This is a genomic window from Peterkaempfera bronchialis, assembly GCF_003258605.2.
Taxonomy (GTDB): Bacteria; Actinomycetota; Actinomycetes; order Streptomycetales; family Streptomycetaceae; genus Peterkaempfera; species Peterkaempfera bronchialis.
Map to the genome: position 1 here is coordinate 1917468 of NZ_CP031264.1, position 23649 is coordinate 1941116.

Sequence of the window (23649 nt, forward strand, 5' to 3'; positions counted from 1 at the left end):
TGACCATGACCACTGCCCCCACCTCAGGCACCGGCGAGCTGTCCGGCGCCCTCAGCGGCCCCCGCGTCGCCACCGTCGCGGAACGGCACGGCACCCCGGTGTGGATGTACGACGCCGCCCGTATCCGCGCCCAGATCGCCCGGCTGCGGCAGTTCGACGTGATCCGCTTCGCCCAGAAGGCCTGCTCCAACATCCACATCCTGCGGCTGATGCGGGAGGAGGGCGTACTCGTCGACGCGGTCTCGGTCGGGGAGGTCGAACGGGCGCTGGCCGCCGGCTACACCGTCGGCGGGCCCGAGGAGCCGGTGGTCTTCACCGCCGACCTGCTGGACCGCGCCACCCTGCGGCGGGTGGTGGAGCTGGGCATCCCGGTCAACGCCGGGTCACCGCAGATGCTGGACCAGGTGGGCCGGGCCGCACCCGGCCACCCGGTGTGGATCCGGATCAACCCGGGCTTCGGCCACGGCCACAGCCGCAAGACCAACACCGGCGGCGAGCACAGCAAGCACGGTATCTGGCACGAGTACCTGGCGGAGAGCCTGGAGCTGGTGGACCGCCACCGGCTGGACCTGGTCGGCCTCCATATGCACATCGGCTCCGGGGTCGACTACCTCCACCTGGAGCAGGTCTGCGAGACCATGGTCAAGCAGGTCCGGCTGACCGGGCGGGACGTGCGCGCCATCTCGGCCGGCGGCGGGCTCTCCGTGCCGTACCGGCCGGGCGACCCGGAGGTGGACACCGACCGGTACTTCCGGCTCTGGGACGCCGCCCGGCAGGAGCTGGTCTCCGAACTCGGCCACCCGGTGCGGCTGGAGATCGAACCGGGCCGCTTCCTGGTGGCCGGCTCCGGGGTGCTGGCCGCCGAGGTACGGGCCGACAAGCCCATGGGCGGCAACCACTTCGTGCTGGTGGACGCCGGCTTCAACGACCTGATGCGGCCCGCCATGTACGGCAGCAGCCACCGCGTCTCGGTGCTGGCGCCCGGTGGCGCGGTGCGCGGCGAGGCGCTGCGGGACACCGTGCTGGCCGGGCCGCTCTGCGAGTCCGGGGATGTCTTCACCCAGGTCGAGGGCGGCGATGTACAGCCGATCCCGCTGCCCCGGGCCGAGATCGGCGACCTGGTGGTCTTCCATGACACCGGCGCCTACGGCGCCAGCATGTCCTCCACCTACAACTCCCGCCCGCTGATCCCCGAGGTCCTGGTGGACGGCGACCGCACCCGGCTGATCCGCCGCCGCCAGACCGTCCAGGAACTGCTGGCCCTGGAGACCGAGGTCTAGGCCCAGCACCCAGCTCGTTGACGCTCCCCAGCACCCCCGCTGCCCGCCGCCCGCCGCCCGCCGCCCGCCGCCCGAGACCGGACCGCCACAACGCGTGCGTGGCGTGTCAGGCCATCCCGCCTCGGCCGGGTGGTCCTTCGTGGTCCTGGGCTGTCCGGTGCAGGTCAGTCCATGACCGGCCAGTCCCAGGGACGGGGTCCGTGATGGCCCTGGAGGCATTCCAGGCGGTGGCGAGCGCGGTCCGCCATGCCGGGGTGGTCCGAGGCGTACTGGAGGGCAAAGAGTGTGACGCGCAGTTCGCGGACTCCGCGCAGGATCGGGAAGCCCTTCCATGAAGTGACGTCATATCCGTATGCACGGGTGTACTGCTCGTATTCGGCCGTGCTGACGTGTGCGAACAGATCGCGACCGGCGGCTGTGGAGGTCAGGTCCCATTCCGGGGGGCCGATGGCGCAGCGTTCGAGGTCAAGGAGATGAGGGGTGCCATCCGGGGTGACGGCGAGGTTGCCGATCCAGGCGTCACCGTGGATCACGCAGTGTGGTCTGCCCTGAGGCAGGTGCTCCCATTCGACGTGGAGTCGGCGGAGGTGTGCGCGCAGCCAGTCCTGCTCGGCGGTGTCGATGATGTCGGCGGCTGCCGCGGTGGCGATGCGGGCGTCAAGTCGTACGAACGGGTCGAGTGGACCGATGATCCCGGTGGTGGGGGGCTGGAGGGAGTGCAGGCGGCGGAGTACGGACGCGGTCTCAGCGGGGGTGCCGCGCCTGTGCGGGGGCAGTTCGTGCCAGTAGGTGATGCTGTGGCCGCGGACCTCGACCGGCTGCTCGACATCCAGTGGTCGCACCGCAGGCAGGCCGACATCCGAGAGCCAGCGGGCGACAGCGATCTCCTTGCGGGCGGCAGCCTGCTGGCCGGGTCTGGCAATACGGGCGACGACTTCGCCGGGAAGCCGCCAGACGGCGTTCTCTCCGAGGCGGATCGGCTCCCCCGGCTCAACCGGCAGGCCGAGCCGACCGGATGCCTCACGGAGGATGGACAGACTGCGTTCTCGTGCCTGGGCGATGCTCACGCTTGGGTCACGGCCACGACGATGCGCTCCCGAAGATGGTCGACCGCCGCGTTCCCCTGGTGCGGGTCTGCGAGCTGGTGAAGTACGCGCATATCGTCTGCGGCCCTCCGGGACCGCAGCCGGCCGATTTCGGCCAGCGCCGTGGTTCCGACGACTGACGCTTCCTCAGGGTCACCTGTCGCCATCAGCACAGTGGCGATCCTGCCGCGGGATAGGGCCCGGGAGCGGACGACGTTCGAGGTGTGGCCGTCGACTGCGGTCTGCAGGCGGGTGACGGCCTCCTTCGCGGGGCCGCCGTACAGCGCGATGTCGCAGAGAGCGTGCCCGGTGTCGCCGTGGTGCTGAGCGTGGTCGTAGAAGTTCATCCATACCGGGATCGGCTCTCGGCCGGGGTCATGGTGTGCCCAGGCGTCGTCCGAGGCGCCGACGGCGGCGAGGGTGTCCTGGAGGCGGCCCATCTTCGCGAGTCCGCGGGCGCACGCGTTGTACAGCCAGGCACGCTCCACGGGCAGGAGCCGATCGGCGCGAGCCAGACCCAGCTCGGCGTAGGTCAGCCCCAACTGCAAGTTGCCGCACCAGGTCTCCTGACGGGAGCGCCAGGAGAGGGCGTGGGCGCGCAAGCCCCAGTTTCCTGCTTCCTCGGCACAGGTGGTCGCCAATGACAAGACCTTGCGCGCGTCGTCGTGGGCATAGGAGTCGAAAGCCGCTGCACCGATCACCACCGCAAGTAGCCCGACAGCGGTGAGCAATTGGGGACGCAACGACGAGGTGCAGCGTCTGTCCAGAAGCCTCACCGCCCATCCCAGCTGGGCGATGGCAGCGTCCCGGACGATGCCGCCTCCGCCGTAGCGCCCGTCCAGCCCCTTCAGGGCAGCTGCGGCTGCGTGAACGTGGTCCACGTCCTCTGACCGGACTTCCTCGGGAAGAGGACTGCGCCCCAGTGACTCGACCAGCGCCAGCATGGTTCCAGGGGTCAGTGCTGCCACGCCACCAGCGCCAATAAAGGTTCGTCGGTCCACAGGCAGCTCGCTTCCGAACGGCGGAACCCCCATCATGCGCCCGATCCCGGCGGTAGCAAAAGCCGGGGCTGAGACCGTGCCTGGCCGGGGACTGTTCGCCAGCAGCTCACCGGCCCCAAGCAGTTCCTCGACAGAGATGCCCAGGACCTTGGCAATGGAGGGTAGCCACCGAGTAGGGCGAACGCGTCCCGTCTCCCAGCGGTAGAGCGCGCTGCGGTCCACACTGCCCGGCACTGTGCCGTTGGCCGCGCTATTGAGCAGAGTCACGAACTCGGTTGTGGTCCAGCCTCTCGCAGCGCGTTCGGCTCGGATGCGTGCCCCGAGAGCCTGGCGGGGTGTCGGTCCGTTGGCGGGCGGGACGCTGTCCTCGGAAGGCATGGCAATCACCAGACCCGAGCGAGGCGGACGCATACCGGCCGCCGGCCCATGCCGACGTCGAGAGCTTCCGGAGCGTTCGCGAGGACGCGAGCGACGCCAGGAGCCGAGGTGTCGCAGCAGTGCGCGAACTGGGCAGGGAGCCGCCCTAAGAGTGTGCCCTGCATCTTCGTCATGCCCAATGCTCCACCGTGCCTACACGTGCATACACATCTGCATACGTCCGTACAGCAGCCAACACAGTCGGAGGGGCGGTTAGGTACTGCCAGGTGGCCGGGTCTACCGGCATCCGTCAGTCGAGAGGCCCGCCAGCCATGACCAGCCCCATCTGCGCGCCCGTGGTGCCGCCTGCGCCAGCTGAGCCTACGTGTGCAGTGATCCACGTGCGGCCCATTTGCGGTGATCGGCCCGATCGGGCATGGACTGATCCGCCCGCACCCGCCTCAGGGCGTAATGGCGTGATTACACTCCGGCGCGGCCGGCGCCGGATCTACCTCGGCCCGCGATGCGGTGACCAACCAACAGATGCATTGCAGGAAGGACTTTCTCCATGACTGACGTGACCGCCGACCCTGATCGGGCCGCTCAACTGCGCGACCAGATCGTCGATACCCTCATCGCGGACGGCACGATCGTCTCGAAACCGGTCGAGACCGCGATGCGTGCGGTCCCCCGGCACCAGTTCGCCCCGGACGCGTCCATGGACGAGGTGTACAGCGCCTACAACGCCGTGTTCACCAAGAAGGACGAGCACGGGGTCATCATGAGTTCGGTGTCGGCACCGCAGATCCAGGCGATGATGCTGGAGCAGGCCGGGATCGAGCCGGGCATGCGGGTGCTGGAGGTCGGCTCGGGCGGATACAACGCGGCCTTGATCGCCGAGCTGGTGGGTGCTTCCGGCGAGGTGACGACGGTCGACATCGACCCTGAGGTCACGGATCGGGCTGCTCGTCTGCTGGCGGGCGCCGGCTACACCCGTGTCCGTGTGGTCTGCGCGGACGCCACGGACGGTGTTCCCGCGTACGGCCTGTACGACAGGATCGTGGTGACGGCCGGTGCCTGGGACATCCCGCCGGCCTGGGTGTCCCAGCTGACCGCCGGCGGGCGGCTGGTAGTGCCGCTGCGGATGCGGGGGCTGACCCGGTCGATCGCCTTCGACCGCGCCGGTGACCACCTGACCAGCGTCTCGGCGCAGGTGTGCGGGTTCGTGCCGATGCAGGGCGCGGGCGCGCACCGTGAGGAGTTGCTGCTGGTCACCGGTACGGGCGAGATCGGGCTGCGCTTCGACGACGGACTGCCCGCAGACCCCAGCCGCCTGGACAACGCGGTGCGCACGCCGCGGGCGGAGACCTGGAGCGGCGTGCTGATCGGGCGGCAGGAGCCGTTCGACACGCTCCAGCTGTACCTGGCCACGGTCCTGGACGGCTTCTGCATCATGGCCGTCGACCCGGATCTGGATACCGGTCTGGTGGCGCCGGCGAACAGGTGGTTCTGCATGGCCGCCGTCGACGGCGGCAGTTTCGCCTACGTCACCACCCGCCGCACTGCCGACGAGGCGTCGGTCGAGTTCGGCGTGCATGCCCTCGGGCCCGACGCCGTCGCGCTCGCCGAGCGCGTCGCCGAGCAGATCCGCACCTGGGAACGGGAGCGCCGCAGCGGCCCCGGCCCGGTGATCCGCGTCTACCCGGCCGACACCCCCGATGACCAGCTGCCCGACGGGCGGGTCATCGACAAGCAGCACTGCCGGATCTCCATCTCCTGGCCTGCGGCGACCGCCGCCTAGGCCAGGCGTCCTGCACCACCCACCGAGAAGAAGAACAGGAGAGTGATCGAGATGGCGGACACCCGCGTCTCGGGCGGCGCCACGGCGCTGGCCGAGCGGCCCGCTGCCGACGGCGCCTTCGCCGACGAGTTCTCGCTCGACGTGAGGGTCGTCGTCGCCGCCCATCCCAACGGCAAGCTCGCGTGCTCCACGAGTGACGGCTGCGGCTCCTCCTGCAGCGGAAGCGCCTGCACCAGCTTCACCGACGACCCGGTCTGACGGGTCCGACGCCGGTGGTGTGCCGGGCGGTCCCCGCCCGGCACACCACCGGTACCCGGCAGCACGCGTTCCCAGGGGAGGGGCCGATGGCATCGAGTTCACCGCTGCGCTACCGGTGGCGGGGCGGCGCGATACTGCGCGCCACCACCGATCCGGGGGACCTGGGTCTGCCCGGTGATCTGGACCTGTGCGGCGACGCCGGCGCGGCGCGGGCCCGGGGATGGCTAGGCCAGGTGTGGCGGCGCGAGGACGTCCGCGACGCCCTGAGCGCGGCCAGCCCCGTCCTGTGCCGCCAGGTCGACGCCGTCCTGGCCGACGCGTCCTGCGGGGCACGGCAGCTGCGCCGGACCGTGCTCTCGGTCGCCTCCTACCTGCTGCGCTGGCAGCGCCGCCCCACGCCTTTCGCCCTGTTCGCCGGCGTCGCCGCCGCGCGGATCGGCTCCGTGCCCCGTGCCTCCTGGGGAACCGGGCACACCGCGTTCGTGCGGCCCGACGCGGAGTGGCTGGCGGATGTCATCGGGTGCCTGGAGCAGCATCCCGACCTGCTGCGCCGGCTGCCGGTGGTCGTCAACGACGCGGGGCGGATGCGCGGGGGCCGCTTCGTGGTCCCGGGGGCGCCAGCGGATGGGCGTGCCCACCTGCTCGCCCCCCTGGAGGTCTCGGTCGGTGTGACCCGACCGGTCTGCGCGGTGCTGGACGCTGCCCGGGCCCCGATCCCGTACGACGACCTGCGCTCCCTGCTCGTAAGCCGGTTCCCCGCCGCTGCGCCGCAGCAGGTCGACTCCGTGCTGCGCGGGCTGATCACTCAGAACATGCTGATCACCAGCCTGTGGCCGCCGATGACCCACCTGGACGGCCTGGGGCACCTGTGCCGGGAGCTCGAAGCCGCCGGGGCCGAGACGGTCGGGGCGGTCGCGGACCTGGTGCGCAGGCTGTATGAGATCCGCGACGGACTCGCCGACCAGGACCCGACGGCTGCGTGGTCGGCCCGTGCCGGGCTGATCGAGCGGATGAACGCGGTCAGCACGGTCACGCCGGTGCCACTGATCGTCGACACCGCCCTGGACTGCGACATAGAGATCCCCGAGCAGGTGGTCCAGGAGGCGCAGGAGGCGGCCTGCGTCATGTACCGGCTCACCCCGCAGCCGTTCGGGTACCAGCAGTGGCGCGATTACCACCGCGCGTTCCGCGCCCGGTACGGGACCGGCGCGCTGGTCCCCGTCCTGGACCTGGTCGCCGACAGCGGCCTCGGCCTGCCCGCCGACTACCAGGGCGCCGCGCTGGGCCGCCCGCCCCGGCAGGTGACCGAGCGCGACGAGAAGCTCCTCGCCCTGATCCAGCAGGCCCTGCTGGAGCGGCGCGAGGAGATCGTCCTGACCAAGGAGGTGATTGCGGACCTGGCCCTCGGCCAGGACGCTGAGCTGATCCCCGTGCCGAGGGTCGAGATCGCGGTCGAGATCCACGCCGCCTCCCTGGAAGCCCTCGCGCGGGGGGCGTTCCGCCTGGTGGTGACCGGGGCGCCGCGGCCGGGAGCCAGCATGGCCGGCCGCTTCACCCACCTGCTGCCCGAACCGGACCAGGCCGCGGTCGCCGCCACCTACGAGACCGCCGACCCCGGGGTGGTCGCCGCGCAGTTGTCGTTCGCGCCGAGGCGCCGCCGCACCGAGAACATCATCCGCACCCGGCAGGTCCTGCCCCACGTCATCCCGGTCAGCGAGCACCGCGCCGATACCGACGGCGTGATCGGTCTTGCGGACCTGGCGGTCACCGCGGACGCCCGCGCCTTCCAGCTCGTGCAGATGTCCACCGGGCGCCTCGTGGAACCGCGGGTCGCGCACGCGCTGGAGGCCGGTGTGCACACCCCTGCCCTGGCCCGGTTCCTCGCAGAGATCACCACCGCCCGGTCGGCCGCCTACAAGGGCTTCGACTTCGGAGCGGCCGTCCATCTGCCCTACCTGCCGCGGGTGCGCTACCGCAGCACCGTGCTCTCCCCTGCCCGCTGGATGCTCAGATCCCAGGACCTGCCCAGCCACGGTGCCGCAACCACCGAGTGGGACAAGGCGCTTACGGCGTGGCGGGGCAGGCTGCGGGTACCTGAGCGGGTGACGGTCGTCGACGACGACCAGCGGCTCCCGCTGGACCTCGACCACTCGCTGCACCGGATGATGCTGCGCCGCAGCCTGGATGCCGCCGGACGCCTCGAACTGGGCGAGGCACCGGCTCCCGACGCGGTGGCCTGGCTCGGCCGCCCCCACGAACTGCTCCTGCCCCTGACCCTGGAGACGCCTCTCGCCCCCAGACGGCCAACCGGGCCGCTCCGCCGCGTCGCGGGCGACGCCGCCCAACTGCCGGGGCGCGGCCAGGTGCTGGCGGTGCATCTGTCAGCCCATCCGGCCCGCTACGACGAGATCCTCACCCACCACCTGCCGAGCTGGCTCGACCCCGCCGAGCGGTGGTGGTTCCGGCGCCACCGCGACCTGGCCCGCCCGGACGCCGACCAGTACCTCGCCCTCTACCTGTCGCTGCCCCACCCGGACGCGTACGGGCAGGTCGCGCGGCGCGTCAGCGACTGGGCGGCCGAACTGCGCCGCCGACACCTGGCCTCCCACCTGGCCCTGGCCACCTACGAGCCCCAGACGGGACGCTACGGCCACGGCGCGGCGATGGACGCCGCGCACATCGTGTTCGTCGCGGACTCCGCCGCGGCGCTCGCCCAGATCCGCCTGGCCGAAAAGGCTGGAGTCCCAGCGCAGGCACTGGCAGCGGCCGGCATGGTCGACCTCGCCGCCCGCTTCGCCGCCTCCCCCACGCAGGGCCTGCACTGGCTGGTGGAGAACCTGCCCCGCGAGCACGGCCCGCTGGACCAGGCTCTGCGTGACCAGACCCTGGCCCTCGCGGACCCGTACGAACCGTCCGCCGGCGTGCGGGAGCTGCCCGGCGGCGGCGACCTGGCAGCCGCATGGCAGACCCGGGCATCGGCCCTGGCCGCCTACCGGGAGCATCTGAAGGTCGAGCGCGACCCGCTGACCGTCCTTCGGTCCCTCCTGCACCAGCACCACGTGCGCTCCCTCAGCGTCGATCCGGACGACGAACGCGCCACCGGCCGTCTGGTCAGGGCGTGCGCGCTGCGCCACACCTCTCGCCGGGATGGCGTCCGATGAGCACGCCGCCCCGGCCGCCCGCCGCCCCGGCCGACCTGGTGGAGCTGTTCGCCGCGGCCCTGGACCGGCCCGCACCACCACCGCCGCACGAACCTTGGCAGGCGCACTCCCTCGCCGAGGGCGCCGCCGGGATCGCCCTGCTCCACCTCCAACGCGCCTACACCGGCCACGGAACCTGGCAGCAGGCGCACGCCTGGATCACGACCGCAGCCAGCGGCGACATCAGCGCCGCCGACAACACCGGTCTGTTCCTCGGCGTGCCCGCCCTCGCCTTTCTGCTGCACGCCGCCACCGGCTCCCCAGCCCGCTACGAGGAGTCCCTGGCCACGCTCGACCTCCACGTCGCCGCCCTCGCCCGGCGCCGCAGCGCCGCCGCCCTCGCCCGCATCACCCGAGGCCAACTCCCGGCGTTCGCCGAGTACGACATCTTCTACGGCCTCACCGGCATCGGCGCCTATCTGCTGCGCCGCGACCCGGTCGGCACCGCGCTGGAGCAGGTCCTGGACTATCTCGTCGCGCTCACCCGCCCGCTGCGGGCCGACGGCCACCAACTGCCCGGCTGGTGGGTCGCCCATGACCCGCACGGCCGAATGTCCTCCCGCTACGCCGGGGGGCATGGCAACCTCGGCGCCGCCCACGGAATCACCGGCGTCCTTCTGCTCTTGAGCCAGGCCGCGCGCCGCCGCGTCACCGTCGCCGGTCAGCTCGACGCCATCGCCGCCCTGTGCGCCTGGCTGACGGCATGGAGACAGGAGGGGACGAGCGGGCCATGGTGGCCGGAGCACCTGTCGCCGGCCGACCTGCGCACCGGGACGACGCACCAATCCGGACCCGGCCGCCCGAGCTGGTGCTACGGCACCCCCGGCATCGCCCGCGCCGGTCAGCTCGCCGCCATCGCACTCCATGACCACCAGCTCCAACGCGAGTTCGAGGACGCGCTCACCGCCTGCGTCCATGACCCCGCGCAGCTGGACCAGATCACCGACACCGGCCTGTGCCACGGCTGGGCGGGCCTGTACCAGACGGTGTGGCGTGCGTCCCGCGACGCTCTCACCCCAGCCCTGCGCGCACGCCTGCCCGGCCTGGCCAAAGCGCTGGCTCGCCACGCCCGCCCAGGCACCGCCGGTCCCGGCTTCCTCGACGGCGACGCGGGGACCGCCCTCGCCCTGACCACGGCCGCCAACGACGCGGCACCGACCTGCGGATGGGACGCATGCCTGCTGATCGACTGACCTCGCCCCCGGCCGTGCCGTCGGCCCGGCTACCGGCCGGCGTCCCGGAGACGGCGCGGGCCGTCCGGGAGGTCCTGGCCGGTACCCCGCTTGGTGAAGCCGCTCTCCGGGCGGACCTGGACCCGGCCGAACTGGCAACGGCCGTCGAGCTCTTCACGACCGCCGGCCGCCGAGCGCTCGCCGAGCAGCACGGCGCCCACAGCCGGTGGACGCAGCTCTACCTGGAGTTCACCCACTGGGCGAGCGCGGAAAAGACGGCCGCCGAGCACCTGGCACCGCTGCTGCACACCGCGCAGCGGCAGGGCGATCTCACCGGCTGGTGGTTCATCCGCAAGCACCCCTGCTGGAGGCTGCGCCTGCGAACCTCCCACGACGCCGCGAAGGCCAGCGTGCCGGCTGCGCTGGACGGCCTCGTCACTGCGGGGCATCTGCGGCGCTGGTGGCCGGGCATCATCTACGAGGCGGAGACACCGGCCTTCGGCGGCGGCGCCGCCATGACGGTCGCCCACGAGCTGTTCACCGCGGACAGCACCGGCATCCTGGCCCTGACCCGCCGCGGTGACCGTGCGCTCGGCCGTCGCGAGCTGTCCGTCCTGCTGTGCACGACGCTGATGCGCGCCGCCGCCCTGGAGTGGTACGAGCAGGGCGACGCCTGGCACCGCGTCAGCGAGGACCGCCCCCTTCCCTCCGATGTCCCGCCGGACCGGCTCCAGGAGCTGGCCGGGAACATCGCCACGCTCCTGCGCGCCGACTTCGCCCCCGACGGCCCGCTGTGGGGCCCCGGCGGACCGGCGGAGTTCGCCGCCGACTGGGCCGGCGCCTTCCGCCGAGCGGGACAGGACCTCGGGGCAGCGGCCCGCACCGGGACGCTGGAGCGCGGACTGCGCCACGTCCTGGCGTACCACGTGATCTTCCACTGGAACCGCCTCGGCCTGCCGCTGCACACCCAGAGCGTCCTGTCGTGGGCGGCCCGCGCCGCGATACTCGACGCGCCCGCCTCCCCCGCCCCTCCGGCACCGGGCCCCGGACTCCAGCGGGAGGGCACATGACCGGGTCGGAGCACCGCCGGCCGGGCAGCGAGCTGCCGGATGCGGCCCGCCGGGTGGTCGCCCGGTTTCCGCTGGTGTCCCGCCCCCGCCTGACCTGCCCCGACCTGGCGACGCGGATCGGCGAAGTGCGCGAGCACGCCCTCGCCGCCGAGCAGGATCCGGACCCGGCTGCCCGGCGACACCGGGCCTGCGCCGCCTGGAACCTGGCAGCGCTGATCGCCGCGGACTGCGGCATGCCCGCCTACGCCGCGCAGCTGTGCGAGCAGCAGTTCCACCTCTTGCGCGCCTCCTGGCCGACGACCGGCCCGGCCTCGATCGCCTCCCTCCAGCCGCTGGTCAACCTCGCCCGGCTCACCCACCGTGCCGGGGACCCGTACGGCGCATATCAGGCGCTGCTCGGCCTGGACGAAGCCGTGAACCACGGCGGAAGCGTCCCGGTAGCAGGCATGCCTGTGCCCTTCGACGCCTTCGCCGCGACCGATCGGGACCGAAGCCAGGCCGCGGAGTGGCTGCGGATCCTCGTCCGCCAGGACGGTCCCCGCTTCCTGGCCGCCGCCGGCCGGTGGGACACCGCCGCTGAACGCACCATGCTCGACGGCCCCGACGGCGGGCGGCTACGCGAAGGCCGCCAAGTCCACGTGATCGCCCACCTGCTCACCGGACGCACCCGCACCGCGCTCGCGCTCCTGGAGATCAGCCTGGTCAACAAGCCGTGGGAAGAAGCCGTCGCGGAGTGCCTGCACACGCTCGCACTGCTGCTCGACGAGCACCTCACCCGCCGGGACGCCGAACGGCTGCTGGCCGCGTTCCACGCCCTCCGGGAACCGGTACCCCGTCCGGACACCGGCGCCTTCCGGACCCGGCTCGGCCTGGCCGTGGCCGACCTCATGGCCGGCCCATGCCCGCAGCAGGCAGACCTGCTGCACGGCGAGCTGATCCGAGACGCCCAGGGCAGCGACGACGCCTTCACCGCCCGGGACCTCCTGGGCCACCCCGGGGCACGCGGACGGATGACTCCCGGCGAAGCCGGCACGCTCACCCTCATGGTGAGCAACGCCGGCCTCGACCACGGCTCGATCCCGCAGCCGCTGCTCGGCCTACTGCGGACAGCGACCCAGAGAGCCGAGACCGTCCTCACCCGGGTCCTTGCCCGTGGGTCTAGCCCCCGGCCCCCGCCGGGAGGGGGCGGCCAGGAACTCCGGTGCGGGTGGGGATGCGTTTCTGGGAAGATATGTGGGCCCTCACGGCATGATCCCAGCCCGACCCCTCGCACAGGAGACTCCCGACATGGCGTTGCCGCAGGGACCTCTCGATCACCGCTACCGAGGCGAGCACCCCGTCCGCACCCTCGCCTATCTGCTCCACCAGGACCGGGGACGGCTGGCGCTGGCCGTGCTCGCGTTCCTGATCAAGCACAGCCCGACCTGGCTCACCCCGCTGATCACCGCCAATGTCATCGATGTCGTGGTGCAGCACCGGCCCATCACCCAGCTGTGGCTGGGCGCCGGGCTGCTGCTGGTGATGCTGGTGCTCAACTATCCGTTCCAGCTGGTCTACATCCGCTGCTGGTACGGCAGCGCCCGCCGGATGGGCACCCGGATGCGGACCGCGCTCTGCCACCGGATGCAGCAGCTCTCCATCGGCTACCACTCCCGGGTGAGCGCCGGGGTGCTCCAGACCAAGGTGATCCGCGATGTGGAGAGCGTCGAGCAGGCGTTCCAGCAGACCGGCGACCTGGGGCTGTCGGCGCTGGCCACGCTCACCGGGGCGCTGGTGGTGATCGGGGTGCGGGCGCCCGCGTTCCTGCCGGTCTTCCTGGTGGTGGTGCCGGCCGCGTCGGCGCTGGTGATGTGGCTGCGCGGGCGGCTGCGCGCATACAACGAGTCGTTCCGGCAGGAGGTGGAGCAGCTCTCGTCGCGGGTGAGCGAGATGACCACCCTGATACCGATCACCCGGGCGCACGGCCTGGAGCACACCGCGCTGCGCCGGGTGGACGGCACCCTGCGGCAGGTGCTGACGGCGGGTCTGCGGCTGGACCGGCTCAATGGGCAGTTCGGGGCGCTGGCCTGGATCATGCTCAATGCGCTGGGGGTGGGCTGCCTGGCCGGCTCCGCGCTGGCCGCGTACTACGGCTGGCTGGCCGTCACCCCCGGCGATGTGGTGATGCTCAGCGCGTACTTCTCCGCCCTGACGGCGGCGGTGACCACGCTGATGGGGCTGACCCCGGTGATCAGCAAGGGCCTGGAGTCGGTGCGGTCCGCGGGCGAGGTGCTGGAGGCGCCGGACCTGGAGCAGAACGCGGGCAAGGCCCAGGTGGCCGAGGTGCGCGGCCGGGTGGACTTCCAGGGCGTCGGCTATGCGTACGACGACGCGGAGCGGCATTCGGTGCGGGACTTCACCCTCTCGGTGCGGCCCGGCGAGACCATCGCCCTGGTCGGCGCCTCGGGCGCGGGCAAGTCCACGGCGCTCAACCTGGTGACCGGCTTCCTGCGGCCCACCGAGGGCCGGATCCTGCTGGACGGCGCCGACATGGAGTCCCTGGACCTGCGTAGCTACCGGCGGTTCCTGTCGGTGGTGCCGCAGGAGTCGATCCTCTTCGAGGGCACCATCCGGGAGAACGTCACCTACGGGATGTCGGATGTCTCCGAGGAGCGGGTACGGGCGGCGCTGCGCGACGCCAATGCGCTGGAGTTCATCGAGCGGCTGCCGACCGGGCTGGGCACGGTGGTCGGCGAGCGCGGGGCCCGGCTGTCGGGCGGTCAGAAGCAGCGGCTGGCCATCGCGCGGGCGCTGATCCGGGACCCCCGGGTGCTGGTGCTGGACGAGGCCACCTCGGCGCTGGACTCGCACTCCGAGGCGCTGGTGCAGCAGGCGCTGTCCCGGCTGGTGCGCGGCCGTACGGTCTTCGTGGTGGCGCACCGGCTCTCCACCATCCGCAGCGCCGACCGGATCGTGGTGATGCACGACGGCCGGATCACCGAGGTCGGCACCCATGAGCAGTTGCTGCGCAGCGGCGGGGCGTATGCGGGGCTCCAGGCGGCGCAGTCCGCCTGATCGCGGTGCTCAGCCGCCGACCTGGAGGAGCACCTGCGCCGTGTCGGGGTTGCCCGAAACGGACACCTGGCCGGTGACGGGGTAGCCGGTGGGTAGCAGCACGCCCGTCCAGCGGGCCACCCCGGTGCTCGGCTCCTCCAGGCCGCACATCCGCGACGCGCCCAGCCACCCGGTGGAGGTCTCGGCCCGCAGCGCCAGGCCGTTGGCCTCCATCGACGCGTCCAGCGTGGCGCGCGGGACGCGGTAGGCGAGGTGCAGCGGCACCTTGGCGCCGCCGGCGCCACCGGGGTCGGCGAGGTAGTGGACGTCGACGGCGCCGGCGGGCAGCCGCACTCCGTACCGGGCGGTGGCCGAGTCCAGGCTCTCGGTGCTGCCGGGGCAGGCCCGCGCATCGGTGCCGTCCGGGGCGGAGAGCTGCCGGTAGAGCAGGGTGCCGACCACCGCCGCCAGGGCGACCGGCAGGCCGATCACCACCAGCGGGCCGAGCCAGCGCGGCCCGGGGCCGGGTGCGGCCGGCTCCGGGGCGGGCGGGGTGAGGTCGATGACCGCCTCGGTGTCCTGCGGCCCGGCCCCGCCCATGTCGCCGGTCATGCCCATCGCGCGCCCCTCGCCGTCCGACCGGCCTGCGGCCGGGTGCGTCCCGATGCTACTGACGCGGCGGTGCGTCAGAGCAGTGCGTCAGAACGGGCCCCGTACCGCCCGCAGCACCGCGTCGGCCATGCCGCGCTCGCCGCGCTCATTGGGGTGGGCGGGCGCGGCGGGGGCAGCCGGGGAGAGCGGCTCGATCCAGCGGACCGCCTCGGCGGTGCAGGCGTCGTGGCCCAGCGACGGCGTCCAGGTGTCCACATAGCGCGCCCCGGCCGCCTCGGCCCGCTGCCGCAGCTCGGTGTTGAGCCGCTGCTCCTCGTCGTGCAGAAAGGCGACGTCCCCGGCGGCCAGCCCCAGCTGCGAGGGGCACGCCGCCCCGGACTCCGGCACCAGCGCCGGGTAGCCCACCACGAAGACCCGGGCCAGCGGCGCCCGCTGCCGGACCTCCGCCAGCCCGGCCGCCAGCCGCCGCCCGGCCGTCTGCACCCGCTGCCCCAGCTCATCGTGGCCGGAGGCGGTGTAGAAGTCCTTGCAGGGCGCGTCACCGGACGGCGCTGCGGACCGGTCCAGGCCGAGGGAGCGCAGCACCCCCGCCTGGACGCAGCGGCTGAGCAGGGCGACAAACCCCACGTCATTGCCGCCGATGCTGAGCGTCACCAGCCGGGTCCGGGTGGACAGCGCGGCGAGCTGCGGCGGGTTGACACCGTCGGAGGTGGACTGCGGGGCGGCGAGGTTGGCGGTGGTGGCGCCGCTGCAACTGACGTCGCGGAAGTCCCGGCCGGTCAGGCCCAGCGCCTTGGCGACCAGCGACGGATAGTTGCGGTCGGAGCGGTCGCAGCCCAGCGGGGTGCCCGCCTGGGTGGGGATGCGCGGCCCGGAGGTGTAGGAGTCGCCGAGCGCCGCATAGGGGCCTGCGGACGAGCCGCTGCCGGGGCTCGGCGCGGTGGTGGCCACCGGTACGGGGGCGGGCTTGGCGGGGCCCGCCTGGGAGCCGCCGCCGCCGGAGCAGGCGGCGGTGAGCAGCAGCGCTCCGGTCGCGGCCAGGGCGCCGGCGGCGGTCCGCAGGTCCTTCTTCTGCATCGGCGGGCTCCCCGGGGGTCGGGTCAGGGCGTGCGACGGCCCTCTCCTCGAACCGTACGAGCGTGCAACGTCCGGCGCCCGCCGGAGGACTCCCGGCGGGCGCCGTCGGGGGGACGGCGGGACGGCCGCCGGGTCAGTCCGCGCCGTGCTCCTGCTCGGCCAGGAACTCCTCGAAGCGCCGCCCCAGCTCGTCGGCGGACGGCAGCTCGGCCTGCTCGGCGAGCAGGCTCTCCCGGCTCTCCGCGCCGGCCACGGCGTCGTACTGGCTCTCCAGGCCACGGATGGCGGTGGGCAGCTCGCCGTCGGTCTGGGCCAGCTGCTCGTCGATGTCCGCGCGGACCTCGGTGACCCGCTCGCGCAGCTCGGTACCGGGCAGCACCAGGCCGGTCGCCGACTGCACCGCCTCCAGCACCGCGACCGCCGCCGCCGGATAGGCCGACCGGGCGACATAGTGCGGGACGTGGACGGCGAAGCCGAGCACATCGTGGCCCGCCTCCGCGAGTCGGTACTCCAGCAGCCCCTGGGCGCTGCCGGGCACCTGTGCCTGCTCGAACCAGCGGGGGTGGGCGGCGGCCAGGTCGAGCCGGTTGCCGTGCGGGGTCAGGCCCACCGGGCGGGTGTGCGGCACGCCCATCGGGATGCCGTGGAAGTCCACCGCGAGCCGCACCCCGAAGCGGGCGACCAGCCCGCGTACGGCCGCCGCGAACCGCTCCCACTCGACATCCGGCTCGGGGCCGCTCAGCAGCAGGAACGGCGTACCGGCCGCGTCGTGCACCAGGTGCAGCAGGATCTCCGGCGGCTCGTACGCCGACCAGCGGTCGCGGTCGAAGGTCATCGGGGGCCGGCGTGCCCGGTAGTCCACCAGCCGGTCGTGGTCGAAGCGGGCCACCACCTGCGGCTCGCCGTGCTCCAGCAGGTGCTCCACCACCTGGGCGCCGGCCTCGCCGGCGTCCATGAAGCCCCCGAGGTGGTACAGCAGGACCAGCCCGGGCGACTCGGCGGCGGTGGCGGCCACCGCCTCCACGCCCTCCCGCTCCAGGTCGTACAGAGCCTCCGGATCACGCACCGTGCACCCAATTCCTTCCGTCCCGGACGGGTGCCCGGCGCCATGCGCGCGGGAACCCTCTCTCGGGACACCTCAGCGTCACGGGCGGCCACCGCATTCCCCTGCCCGGCCACCTGGTCCGTCCCCGCCGGGATTCCGGCAAACGCGCTGGCCAGAGGGTGTGCCCGGGCGGCCGGGGCCACTGGTCGGTGCGCGGCGGAATCCGCGCGCCCCTCTCGGCGTGCCGAGGGATGACGCACGGCCCGCGGCCCTGTATCGTCCTCTCGCTGCCCGGCTTCGCACGGCCGTGGCCAGCCCCTCCCCGCACCTTGCCTTCATCTGGCCGCCTGCTTCCTTTCGCGCACCCGTTCCTGCCTCGGCCATCTCGCGGACACACACTGTCCCCTCCCGCTCCCCCCGCCGGGCCCATGCGATCCGTCGCCGACCCCGGCATGCGCCGCACGCCGCAGGGGCCGCCGCACCGATCCGCCAGGCCGGTGCCGGACCGCACCTGCGCGGCGGGGCGACCGTCCACTCCGCCTCCTCGCCGAAGGACCGAAGGCCCGTGCCCGTCTCCGTCACCCTCACCGGCCGCATGGTGCGGCTGGAGCCGCTCACCGAGCGGCACGCCCCGGCCCTGGCCGCCGCCGCGGCCGAGGACCGCACGGCGTATGCCTTCACACCCGTGCCGCACGGACTGAAGGCCGCCCGCGCGTATGTCGCGGCGGCCCTGGCCGACCAGGCCGCCGGGCTCGCCATGCCCTTCGCCACCGTCCGGGTGTCCGACGGGCTGGTGGTCGGCTCCACCCGGTTCGCCGAGCTGGACTACTGGCAGGGCCCGGTGCTCTGGCCGCCCGTGCCGCGCGGCCCGCTGGGCGACCCGTACGCCGCCGTGCCCGACGCCGCCGAGATCGGCGGCACCTGGCTCTCCGCCCGCGCGCAGGGCACCGGGATCAACACCGAGGCCAAGCTGCTGATGCTGCGGCATGCCTTCGAGACCTGGGGGGTCCGCCGGATCTCGCTCCGCGCCGACGCCCGCAATCTGCGCTCCCGGGCCGCCATCGAGCGGCTGGGCGCGGTCTGCGAGGGCGTCCGCCGGGCCCACACCCGGGGCCTTGACGGGCTGGTCCGGGGGACGGCCTTCTACTCGATCCTGGACGAGGAGTGGCCGGCCGTACGGGACATCATCGAGCTGCGGATCGCGGCGGCCGACTCCCCAAGCGCCCCGGACCGCCCGCTGACCGCCGATCCCGGCCTGATCCCGGCCTGATCCCGGCCTGACCTCCGCCGCGCCCGACCTCCGTTCTTCGGGTACGGCACACTCCGCCCCGGCCAGGGCGACTACCTGATCCACCCTGGCCGGGCACACCCCTCCGCCGTGCGCGGGGACCTGTCGGCGGTGCCCCTGGCGGAGTACCCGGGCGTGCCGGGCCGAGCCGGACGCCTTGGAGGACCACCGGGAGGACGGGACCGGCGACTAGCTACGGCCCCGCCGCCGGGTGGCACCGGCGGTCGGCGAGCGCGGCACTGGCGGCGGACTGGCTGCGCCGCCGAGTCAGGGGGCCTCGGGCAGCCCGAGGAAGTCGGCCATCTCCTCCACCGCATGGGCGAAGAACGGGTCCGCCGGGTCGGCGGAGCCGACCAGATGGCCGAAGAGTTCAAAGCTGACCATGCCGAAGAGCTGCGTCCAGGCGATCAGGCCGCGCGCCATGTCGGAGGGGCGCAGCTCGCCTCCGAGCTGCGCGGCCAGGCCGGTCAGCTGGTCGGCGAGCTGCCCGGTGGGGACCCGGGCGGCGGTCTGCGGGCCGGGCCCGGCGGCGCGCACCACGGCGACCAGGACCAGGGCGACCCTGGCCGCCGGGCCGATGGTGGCCTGCGGCGCCTGGTAGCCGGGCACCGGGGTGCCGTACACCAGCGCGTACTCATGGGGGTGCTCGCGTGCCCAGTCCCGTACGGCGTGGCAGAGGGCCCGCCAGCGGGCGCGGTGGTCGCCGGGCGGGGCGGCGGCGACCGCTGCCTCGGTCCGCTCGCCCAGGGCGTTGTACGCGTCGATGATCAGCGCGGTCAGCAGTTCGTCGCGGCTCGGGAAGTACCGGTAGAGCGCGGACGAGACCATGCCCAGCTCGCGGGCGACGGCGCGTAGCGAGAGTCGCTGGGCGCCCTCGGCGGCGAGCTGCCGGCGGGCCTCCTCCTTGATCTCCAGGGTGAGTTCCTCGCGGGCCCGCTGCCGGGCGGTACGGATGGCGGCCATGGGCGCAGTCTGCCAGAGATCGGAGCGTCGCACGCATTCGAGAGCACTGCTCTTGACAACGCTCGGAGCCGGGTGCCACTCTCAGGGCAGACGAAACGAGAGCACTGCTCTCGGAAGTCGCCGAAACCATCCAAAGGGAGCCCGAGATGTCCGACGCCACCACCCCCCGGCCCGTCCGCTATGTGATGCCGACCACCGCCCTGGGCCGCCTGGCCGGTGACCTCACCAACCGCCTGGTGGCCGCGCTGACCAGGGCCGGGCTCAGCGTCTGGGGCTCCCGGGTGCTGGCGGTGCGCGGACGCAGCAGCGGCGAGTGGCGCACCACCCCGGTCAACCTGCTGACCCACCAGGGCGAGCGCTATCTGGTCGCGCCGCGCGGCCACACCCAGTGGGTGCGCAACATCCGCGTCTCCGGCGGCGGGGAGCTGCGGCTGGGCCGCCGCGCCGAGCCCTTCCGGGTGGCGGAGCTGGCCGACACCGAGAAGCCTGCGGTGCTGCGGGCCTACCTCCGGCGCTGGAAGTTCGAGGTCGGCGTCTTCTTCGACGGCATCGGCCCGGACGCCTCGGACGCCGAGCTGCTGCGTATCGCCCCCGGCTACCCGGTCTTCCGGGTCCTCGACCGCTGAAGACCCGCTGAACCGGACACCCGGCGGGCACCTGGCGGACACCCGGCGGGCAGCGGTCAGGGCCGGCCCCCGCACGGCGGGGACCGGCCCTGGCGTCGCTCAGCCGGCCTCGGCGACCCGAGGCTCCTCGGAGAACTCCATCTCCGGCGGCGCGGTGCGGAACATCCCGGTCAGATAGGCCAGGTAGGCCACCCCGAGCCCGAGCCAGATCAGCCCCAGCACCAGGGCCTTGCCGTCCAGGTGGGCCAGCAGCCAGAGGTCCACCACGGCCCCGATCGCGGGCGCGGCCACATGGCGGAGCGCGCCGAGGTCGCGGCCCGCGCGGCGTTCGCGGACGAAGGTGGCGATGACGCTCACATTGACGAAGGTGAAGGCGGTGAAGGCGCCGAAGTTGATGAAGGAGGTGGAGGTGGCCACATTGAGCCGCAGCGCGATCAGCCCGACCGCGCCGGTCAGCAGGATGTTGAAGGCCGGGGTCCGGAAGCGGGGGTGCACATAGCCGAACAGCTTGCGCGGCAGGACGGAGTCACGGCCCATGGCGAAGAGCAGCCGGGAGGTGCTGGCCTGGGCGGCGATCCCGGAGGAGAACTGGGCGACCACCAGGCCCGCGAGGAAGATCGAGGAGAAGAGGTCGCCGCCGATGGTCTTGGCGATCTCGAAGGCGGCCGAGTCCGGGTCGGAGAAGGTGCTGCCGGGGTGGACCAGCTGGGTGGCGTATGCGACGCCGACGAAGATGCCGCCGCCGATCAGCGCGATCAGCATGATGGCGCGCGGGATGGTGCGGCGCGGGTTGACGGTCTCCTCGGTGAGCGTGGTGACCGCGTCGAAGCCGAGGAAGGAGTAGGCCGCGATGGCGGCGCCGGCCGAGATGCCCGCGAAGGTGGTGGCGCTGTTGGCGAACGGTGTGCCGCTGACCACCGCCCCGGCTCCGCCGAGGTGGAAGACATGGCGCAGCGAGAGCAGTACGAAGATCGCGATGACCAGGATCTGGAAGACCATGAGCAGGTCGTTGACCCGCTCGGCGGTCTTGATCCCCAGCAGGTTGAGCACGGTGGTGAGGACCACGAAGGCCAGGATCCAGGTCCAGAAGGGGACCCCGGGGAACTGGGCCTGGAGGTAGGCCCCGCCGATCAGCCAGATGACCATCGGCAGGAAGAAGTAGTCCAGCAGGGTGGCCCAGCCGACCAGGAAGCCCACCCGGGAGTCGATGGACCGCCGGACGTAGGTGTACGCGGAGCCGGCCACCGGGTGGAAGGCGGCCATCCGTCCGTAGCTGTGGGCGGTGAAGATCATCGCCGCCAGCGCCAGCAGATAGGCGGTGGGGGTCGCGCCATGGGTGATGTCGGCCACCACGCCGAACGTCCCCAGGACGATCAGCGGAGTCATATAGGCGAGGCCGAAGAGAACGACGGATCTGAGCGTCAGGGCGCGCGTCAGGCTCGGCGCGGCGGTGCTGTGGTCCACGGGGTGGGCTCCTGGGGTGGTTCAGGTGCGGGCGGGGGGTTCCGCCGGGGGCTCGGCGGGGGTCGCGGGGCGCCAGCGGCGGGGGTCGATACGGCCGCCGTACAGCGGTAGCTCCAGCGGGGAGTCGGCGTCGGTGAACTGCTCCCACATGCGGTTGATCCCAGCGGTGCCATAGGTGCGCACCCGGGAGACCTCATCCAGGTCGAGGACGTCGGTGAGGACGGTCGCCCCCTCGGACGGGGCCTCGGTGCGGACCCGCCCCTCGGGGTCGACGACCAGGCTGCGACCGGTGCCGACCGGTCCGGCGGTGTTGACGCTGACCACGAAGACCTGGTTGACGATGGCGTTGGCCCGGGCCAGGACCAGCTCCTGGGCCCGGTCCCCGGTGGTGGTCATCACCGGGTTGACGATCACCTCGGCGCCCATCCAGGCCAGATGGCGGGCGACCTCGGGGAACCAGGCGTCGTAGCAGATCGAGAAGCCGATCCGCCCGGTCCCGGGGATCTCCATGACCACGAACCGGTCCCCCGGAACGTACGGCTCGCGCGGCCGCCAGGGGAAGACCTTGCGGTACGACGCCGCCAGCCGGCCGTCCGGGGAGAAGGCCAGCGCGGTGTTGAACAGCTCCCCGCCCGGGCCGCGCTCGCAGACGCTGCCGGGCAGCAGCCAGATGCCCAGGTCGCCGGCGAGCTCGGCGAGCTGCCTGGTACGGCGGCCGTCCAGCGGCTCGGCGGCCTCCTGCAACTGCTCCTCCTCCCGGCCGGGAGGCCCGTCCACCCCGCACAGGTGCAGCTCGGGGTAGACCGCCAGCCGGGTCTGCGGAAAGCGCGCGAGGAGGGACTCCACCTCCTCGGCGAAGCCGGAGAGCGGTGCCGTCGCCAGGCGCGGCGGCGCCTGGGCCAGGGCGATGGGCAGAGGTCGGGACACGGAAGTCACCTGCTTCTTACGGGGCGTCGGGGTGAAATTAGAGCAAGATGAGCACTTAAGCAATACTGATCAGCATGAGATGTTTTCTTCTCCGGCTACAGTGACACCCATGCCTGGCTCCCCCGACCGACCGGAACCGGACCCGGATCCGGGCGCGGACGTCGCCCTGGGTCTCAACACTCCCGCGCTCAGCGGCATCCGGCGGCTCTCCGCCCTGGACGCCGTACGGGCCAGGATCGGCCTCGCCGTCGACCTCGGCCTGCTCGCGCCCGGCGAGCGGCTGCCGAGCAGCGACCGGATCGCGGCGGCGCTGGGCGTCGGCGAGATCACCGCCCGCCGGGCCCTGGTCTCACTCTGCCGGGACGGCGTCCTCGAACGGCGTCGGGGCCGGACCGGCGGCACCCTGGTCGCCGAGCGGCCCGCCCGCGCCGCCGCCGAGACCACCGCCGCCTTCCGGTCGGACAGCGCCGCCGTACGCCGGCTGATCGACCACCGGCTGGTCCTGGAGTGCGGGGTGGCGCACCTGGCCGCCGCCCGGGTGGACGACGACACCCTGAAGCGGCTGGACGACCTGGTCGCGGAGATGGACGAGGCCCCCAGCTGGGCCGAGTTCCACAGCTGCGACGAGCGGTTCCACCTCGCGGTGGCCGCCGCCACCGGGCTCGACTCGGTCACCGAGCCGTACAGCGCGCTGCTGCGGGACCTCTACCGCTACTACCTGCCGTATCCCATGGAGGCACTGCGTGCCTCCAACGCCGAGCACCGCGCCCTGGTCGAGGCGCTGCGCCGGCACGACGCCGCCGGGGCGGCCGACATCACCCGGCGCCATGTCGAGGAGCTGCACCAGACGATGTTCGTCGGCCTGCTCGGCGGCGAGGCGGACACCGCCTAGCAGCGTGTGTCGATCTCCTTGAAGGACGCGTAGTGGTCGGCGGTCCAGTACTCCTCGCCGCCGCTGCCGGTGATGATCCGCCGGGCGCCGCGGTCCCGGGAGCCCGGGGTGCGGACGGTGAACTCGTGGTAGTAGCCGGACCGCTGACGGGGCAGCAGCCGCTCGCGGTTGCCGAAGACCGTGCCGTCCGAGCGGTACGGGTAGGGGCCGCCGGCCTGGATCAGCGCCAGGGTGTCATGGGCCTGGTCGGGCAGCCGGGTACCGCAGATGTCGGGTATCGCGGGGTCCGAGGGATGCCAGGCACCCGACGGCCCGGACGACGCAGGCGGCGCGGTCGGCCCGGCGGGGTGGGCGCCCGACGGCGCGGAGGTCGAGGCGCAGCCGGCGGCGAGCGCGGCCAGCAGTGCGGCGGCGGCCGCGCGGCGGAACGTCATCCCAGCAGCATGGCCGCCCACGGCTCCGCGATCAAGGCGGGAATGCCGCCGGGGCGGGACCGGA

20 protein-coding genes are annotated in these 23649 nt (G+C 73.1%); 10 read left to right on the forward strand and 10 right to left on the reverse strand.

Annotated features, from left to right (window positions below):
• The first annotated feature begins 5 nt into the window (after positions 1-5).
• The gene (lysA, locus tag C7M71_RS08455; RefSeq protein WP_175607657.1) at positions 6-1280 is read left to right on the forward strand and encodes a diaminopimelate decarboxylase; all 1275 of its coding nucleotides are present in this window, start codon (positions 6-8) and stop codon (positions 1278-1280) included.
• Between the two features lie 164 nt (positions 1281-1444).
• On the opposite strand, the gene C7M71_RS08460 is transcribed toward lysA, so the two are convergent.
• Together C7M71_RS08460 and C7M71_RS08465 are read right to left on the reverse strand one after the other, a co-directional pair.
• On the reverse strand, positions 1445-2347 hold the full coding sequence (locus C7M71_RS08460; RefSeq protein ID WP_111489962.1) for an aminoglycoside phosphotransferase family protein: 903 nt from the start codon (positions 2345-2347) through the stop codon (positions 1445-1447).
• A complete protein-coding gene (locus tag C7M71_RS08465) occupies positions 2344-3777 on the reverse strand; it encodes a helix-turn-helix domain-containing protein (protein WP_111489961.1) in 1434 nt (477 codons plus the stop codon). The genes C7M71_RS08460 and C7M71_RS08465 overlap by 4 nt, the downstream gene beginning before the upstream one ends.
• A gap of 514 nt (positions 3778-4291) precedes the next feature.
• On the opposite strand from C7M71_RS08465, the gene fxlM reads away from it, so the two are divergent.
• From fxlM to C7M71_RS08490, 5 genes are all read left to right on the forward strand, one after another.
• Positions 4292-5524 (forward strand): methyltransferase, FxLD system, encoded by a 1233-nt coding sequence (gene fxlM, locus C7M71_RS08470; protein WP_111489960.1) that lies wholly within the window; start codon positions 4292-4294, stop codon positions 5522-5524.
• A gap of 51 nt (positions 5525-5575) precedes the next feature.
• Positions 5576-5782 carry an FxLD family lanthipeptide gene (locus tag C7M71_RS08475; protein ID WP_111489976.1) on the forward strand — a complete coding sequence of 69 codons (207 nt, stop codon included), beginning with the start codon at positions 5576-5578 and terminating at the stop codon, positions 5780-5782.
• 86 nt (positions 5783-5868) lie between these two features.
• Complete coding sequence (locus C7M71_RS08480) at positions 5869-8943, forward strand: lantibiotic dehydratase (protein ID WP_111489959.1); 3075 nt, start codon at positions 5869-5871, stop codon at positions 8941-8943.
• Complete coding sequence (locus tag C7M71_RS08485) at positions 8940-10175, forward strand: lanthionine synthetase C family protein (RefSeq protein WP_111489958.1); 1236 nt, start codon at positions 8940-8942, stop codon at positions 10173-10175. The genes C7M71_RS08480 and C7M71_RS08485 overlap by 4 nt, the downstream gene beginning before the upstream one ends.
• Positions 10157-11224, forward strand: a complete 1068-nt coding sequence (locus C7M71_RS08490) for a thiopeptide-type bacteriocin biosynthesis protein (protein ID WP_111489957.1) — start codon at positions 10157-10159, stop codon at positions 11222-11224. Before C7M71_RS08485 ends, C7M71_RS08490 begins: the two co-directional genes overlap by 19 nt.
• A 614-nt stretch (positions 11225-11838) precedes the next feature.
• Here the strand turns inward: C7M71_RS08490 and C7M71_RS08495 are convergent.
• The gene (locus C7M71_RS08495) at positions 11839-12294 is read right to left on the reverse strand and encodes a hypothetical protein (RefSeq protein WP_111489956.1); all 456 of its coding nucleotides are present in this window, start codon (positions 12292-12294) and stop codon (positions 11839-11841) included.
• Between the two features lie 217 nt (positions 12295-12511).
• Between C7M71_RS08495 and C7M71_RS08500 the strand changes: the two genes are divergently transcribed.
• Positions 12512-14278 (forward strand): ABC transporter ATP-binding protein, encoded by a 1767-nt coding sequence (locus C7M71_RS08500; protein ID WP_111489955.1) that lies wholly within the window; start codon positions 12512-12514, stop codon positions 14276-14278.
• Between the two features lie 9 nt (positions 14279-14287).
• On the opposite strand, the gene C7M71_RS08505 is transcribed toward C7M71_RS08500, so the two are convergent.
• The 3 genes from C7M71_RS08505 to C7M71_RS08515 form a co-directional block, all read right to left on the reverse strand.
• Entirely contained in the window at positions 14288-14875 is a 588-nt protein-coding gene (locus C7M71_RS08505; protein WP_111489954.1) for a hypothetical protein, read from the reverse strand.
• An 81-nt stretch (positions 14876-14956) separates the two neighbouring features.
• Positions 14957-15946, reverse strand: coding sequence for an SGNH/GDSL hydrolase family protein (locus C7M71_RS08510; protein WP_111489953.1), 990 nt, complete (start codon positions 15944-15946; stop codon positions 14957-14959).
• Between the two features lie 133 nt (positions 15947-16079).
• Positions 16080-17012: a PAC2 family protein gene (locus tag C7M71_RS08515; protein WP_111489952.1), complete on the reverse strand. Its 933-nt coding sequence runs from the start codon at positions 17010-17012 to the stop codon at positions 16080-16082.
• 544 nt (positions 17013-17556) lie between these two features.
• Between C7M71_RS08515 and C7M71_RS08520 the strand changes: the two genes are divergently transcribed.
• Positions 17557-18261: a GNAT family N-acetyltransferase gene (locus C7M71_RS08520; protein WP_111489951.1), complete on the forward strand. Its 705-nt coding sequence runs from the start codon at positions 17557-17559 to the stop codon at positions 18259-18261.
• Between the two features lie 285 nt (positions 18262-18546).
• Here the strand turns inward: C7M71_RS08520 and C7M71_RS08525 are convergent, their stop codons facing one another.
• Positions 18547-19242: a TetR/AcrR family transcriptional regulator gene (locus C7M71_RS08525; RefSeq protein ID WP_111489950.1), complete on the reverse strand. Its 696-nt coding sequence runs from the start codon at positions 19240-19242 to the stop codon at positions 18547-18549.
• 185 nt (positions 19243-19427) lie between these two features.
• Between C7M71_RS08525 and C7M71_RS08530 the strand changes: the two genes are divergently transcribed.
• The gene (locus C7M71_RS08530; protein WP_111489975.1) at positions 19428-19868 is read left to right on the forward strand and encodes a nitroreductase/quinone reductase family protein; all 441 of its coding nucleotides are present in this window, start codon (positions 19428-19430) and stop codon (positions 19866-19868) included.
• Between the two features lie 99 nt (positions 19869-19967).
• Here the strand turns inward: C7M71_RS08530 and C7M71_RS08535 are convergent, their stop codons facing one another.
• Entirely contained in the window at positions 19968-21332 is a 1365-nt protein-coding gene (locus tag C7M71_RS08535; RefSeq protein ID WP_229758619.1) for an APC family permease, read from the reverse strand.
• A 21-nt stretch (positions 21333-21353) separates the two neighbouring features.
• A complete protein-coding gene (locus C7M71_RS08540; RefSeq protein ID WP_111489949.1) occupies positions 21354-22259 on the reverse strand; it encodes a carbon-nitrogen hydrolase family protein in 906 nt (301 codons plus the stop codon).
• A gap of 109 nt (positions 22260-22368) precedes the next feature.
• On the opposite strand from C7M71_RS08540, the gene C7M71_RS08545 reads away from it, so the two are divergent.
• The gene (locus C7M71_RS08545; protein ID WP_175607658.1) at positions 22369-23151 is read left to right on the forward strand and encodes a FadR/GntR family transcriptional regulator; all 783 of its coding nucleotides are present in this window, start codon (positions 22369-22371) and stop codon (positions 23149-23151) included.
• On the opposite strand, the gene C7M71_RS08550 is transcribed toward C7M71_RS08545, so the two are convergent.
• Entirely contained in the window at positions 23148-23585 is a 438-nt protein-coding gene (locus tag C7M71_RS08550) for a ribonuclease domain-containing protein (RefSeq protein ID WP_114914259.1), read from the reverse strand. The genes C7M71_RS08545 and C7M71_RS08550 overlap by 4 nt on opposite strands.
• Positions 23586-23649 lie beyond the last annotated feature (64 nt).

Excerpts from the sequence above, each read along its gene's own strand:
- lysA (WP_175607657.1), top strand. The coding sequence starts at position 6 with ATGACCACTGCCCCCACCTCAGGCACCGGCGAGCTGTCCGGCGCCCTC.
- C7M71_RS08550 (WP_114914259.1), bottom strand. The coding sequence starts at position 23,585 with ATGACGTTCCGCCGCGCGGCCGCCGCCGCACTGCTGGCCGCGCTCGCC.
- C7M71_RS08500 (WP_111489955.1), top strand. The coding sequence starts at position 12,512 with ATGGCGTTGCCGCAGGGACCTCTCGATCACCGCTACCGAGGCGAGCAC.
- C7M71_RS08530 (WP_111489975.1), top strand. The coding sequence starts at position 19,428 with ATGCCGACCACCGCCCTGGGCCGCCTGGCCGGTGACCTCACCAACCGC.
- C7M71_RS08475 (WP_111489976.1), top strand. The coding sequence starts at position 5,576 with ATGGCGGACACCCGCGTCTCGGGCGGCGCCACGGCGCTGGCCGAGCGG.
- C7M71_RS08525 (WP_111489950.1), bottom strand. The coding sequence starts at position 19,242 with ATGGCCGCCATCCGTACCGCCCGGCAGCGGGCCCGCGAGGAACTCACC.
- C7M71_RS08465 (WP_111489961.1), bottom strand. The coding sequence starts at position 3,777 with ATGCGTCCGCCTCGCTCGGGTCTGGTGATTGCCATGCCTTCCGAGGAC.
- C7M71_RS08505 (WP_111489954.1), bottom strand. The coding sequence starts at position 14,875 with ATGGGCATGACCGGCGACATGGGCGGGGCCGGGCCGCAGGACACCGAG.
- C7M71_RS08480 (WP_111489959.1), top strand. The coding sequence starts at position 5,869 with ATGGCATCGAGTTCACCGCTGCGCTACCGGTGGCGGGGCGGCGCGATA.
- C7M71_RS08510 (WP_111489953.1), bottom strand. The coding sequence starts at position 15,946 with ATGCAGAAGAAGGACCTGCGGACCGCCGCCGGCGCCCTGGCCGCGACC.
- C7M71_RS08490 (WP_111489957.1), top strand. The coding sequence starts at position 10,157 with ATGCCTGCTGATCGACTGACCTCGCCCCCGGCCGTGCCGTCGGCCCGG.
- C7M71_RS08485 (WP_111489958.1), top strand. The coding sequence starts at position 8,940 with ATGAGCACGCCGCCCCGGCCGCCCGCCGCCCCGGCCGACCTGGTGGAG.
- C7M71_RS08545 (WP_175607658.1), top strand. The coding sequence starts at position 22,369 with ATGCCTGGCTCCCCCGACCGACCGGAACCGGACCCGGATCCGGGCGCG.
- fxlM (WP_111489960.1), top strand. The coding sequence starts at position 4,292 with ATGACTGACGTGACCGCCGACCCTGATCGGGCCGCTCAACTGCGCGAC.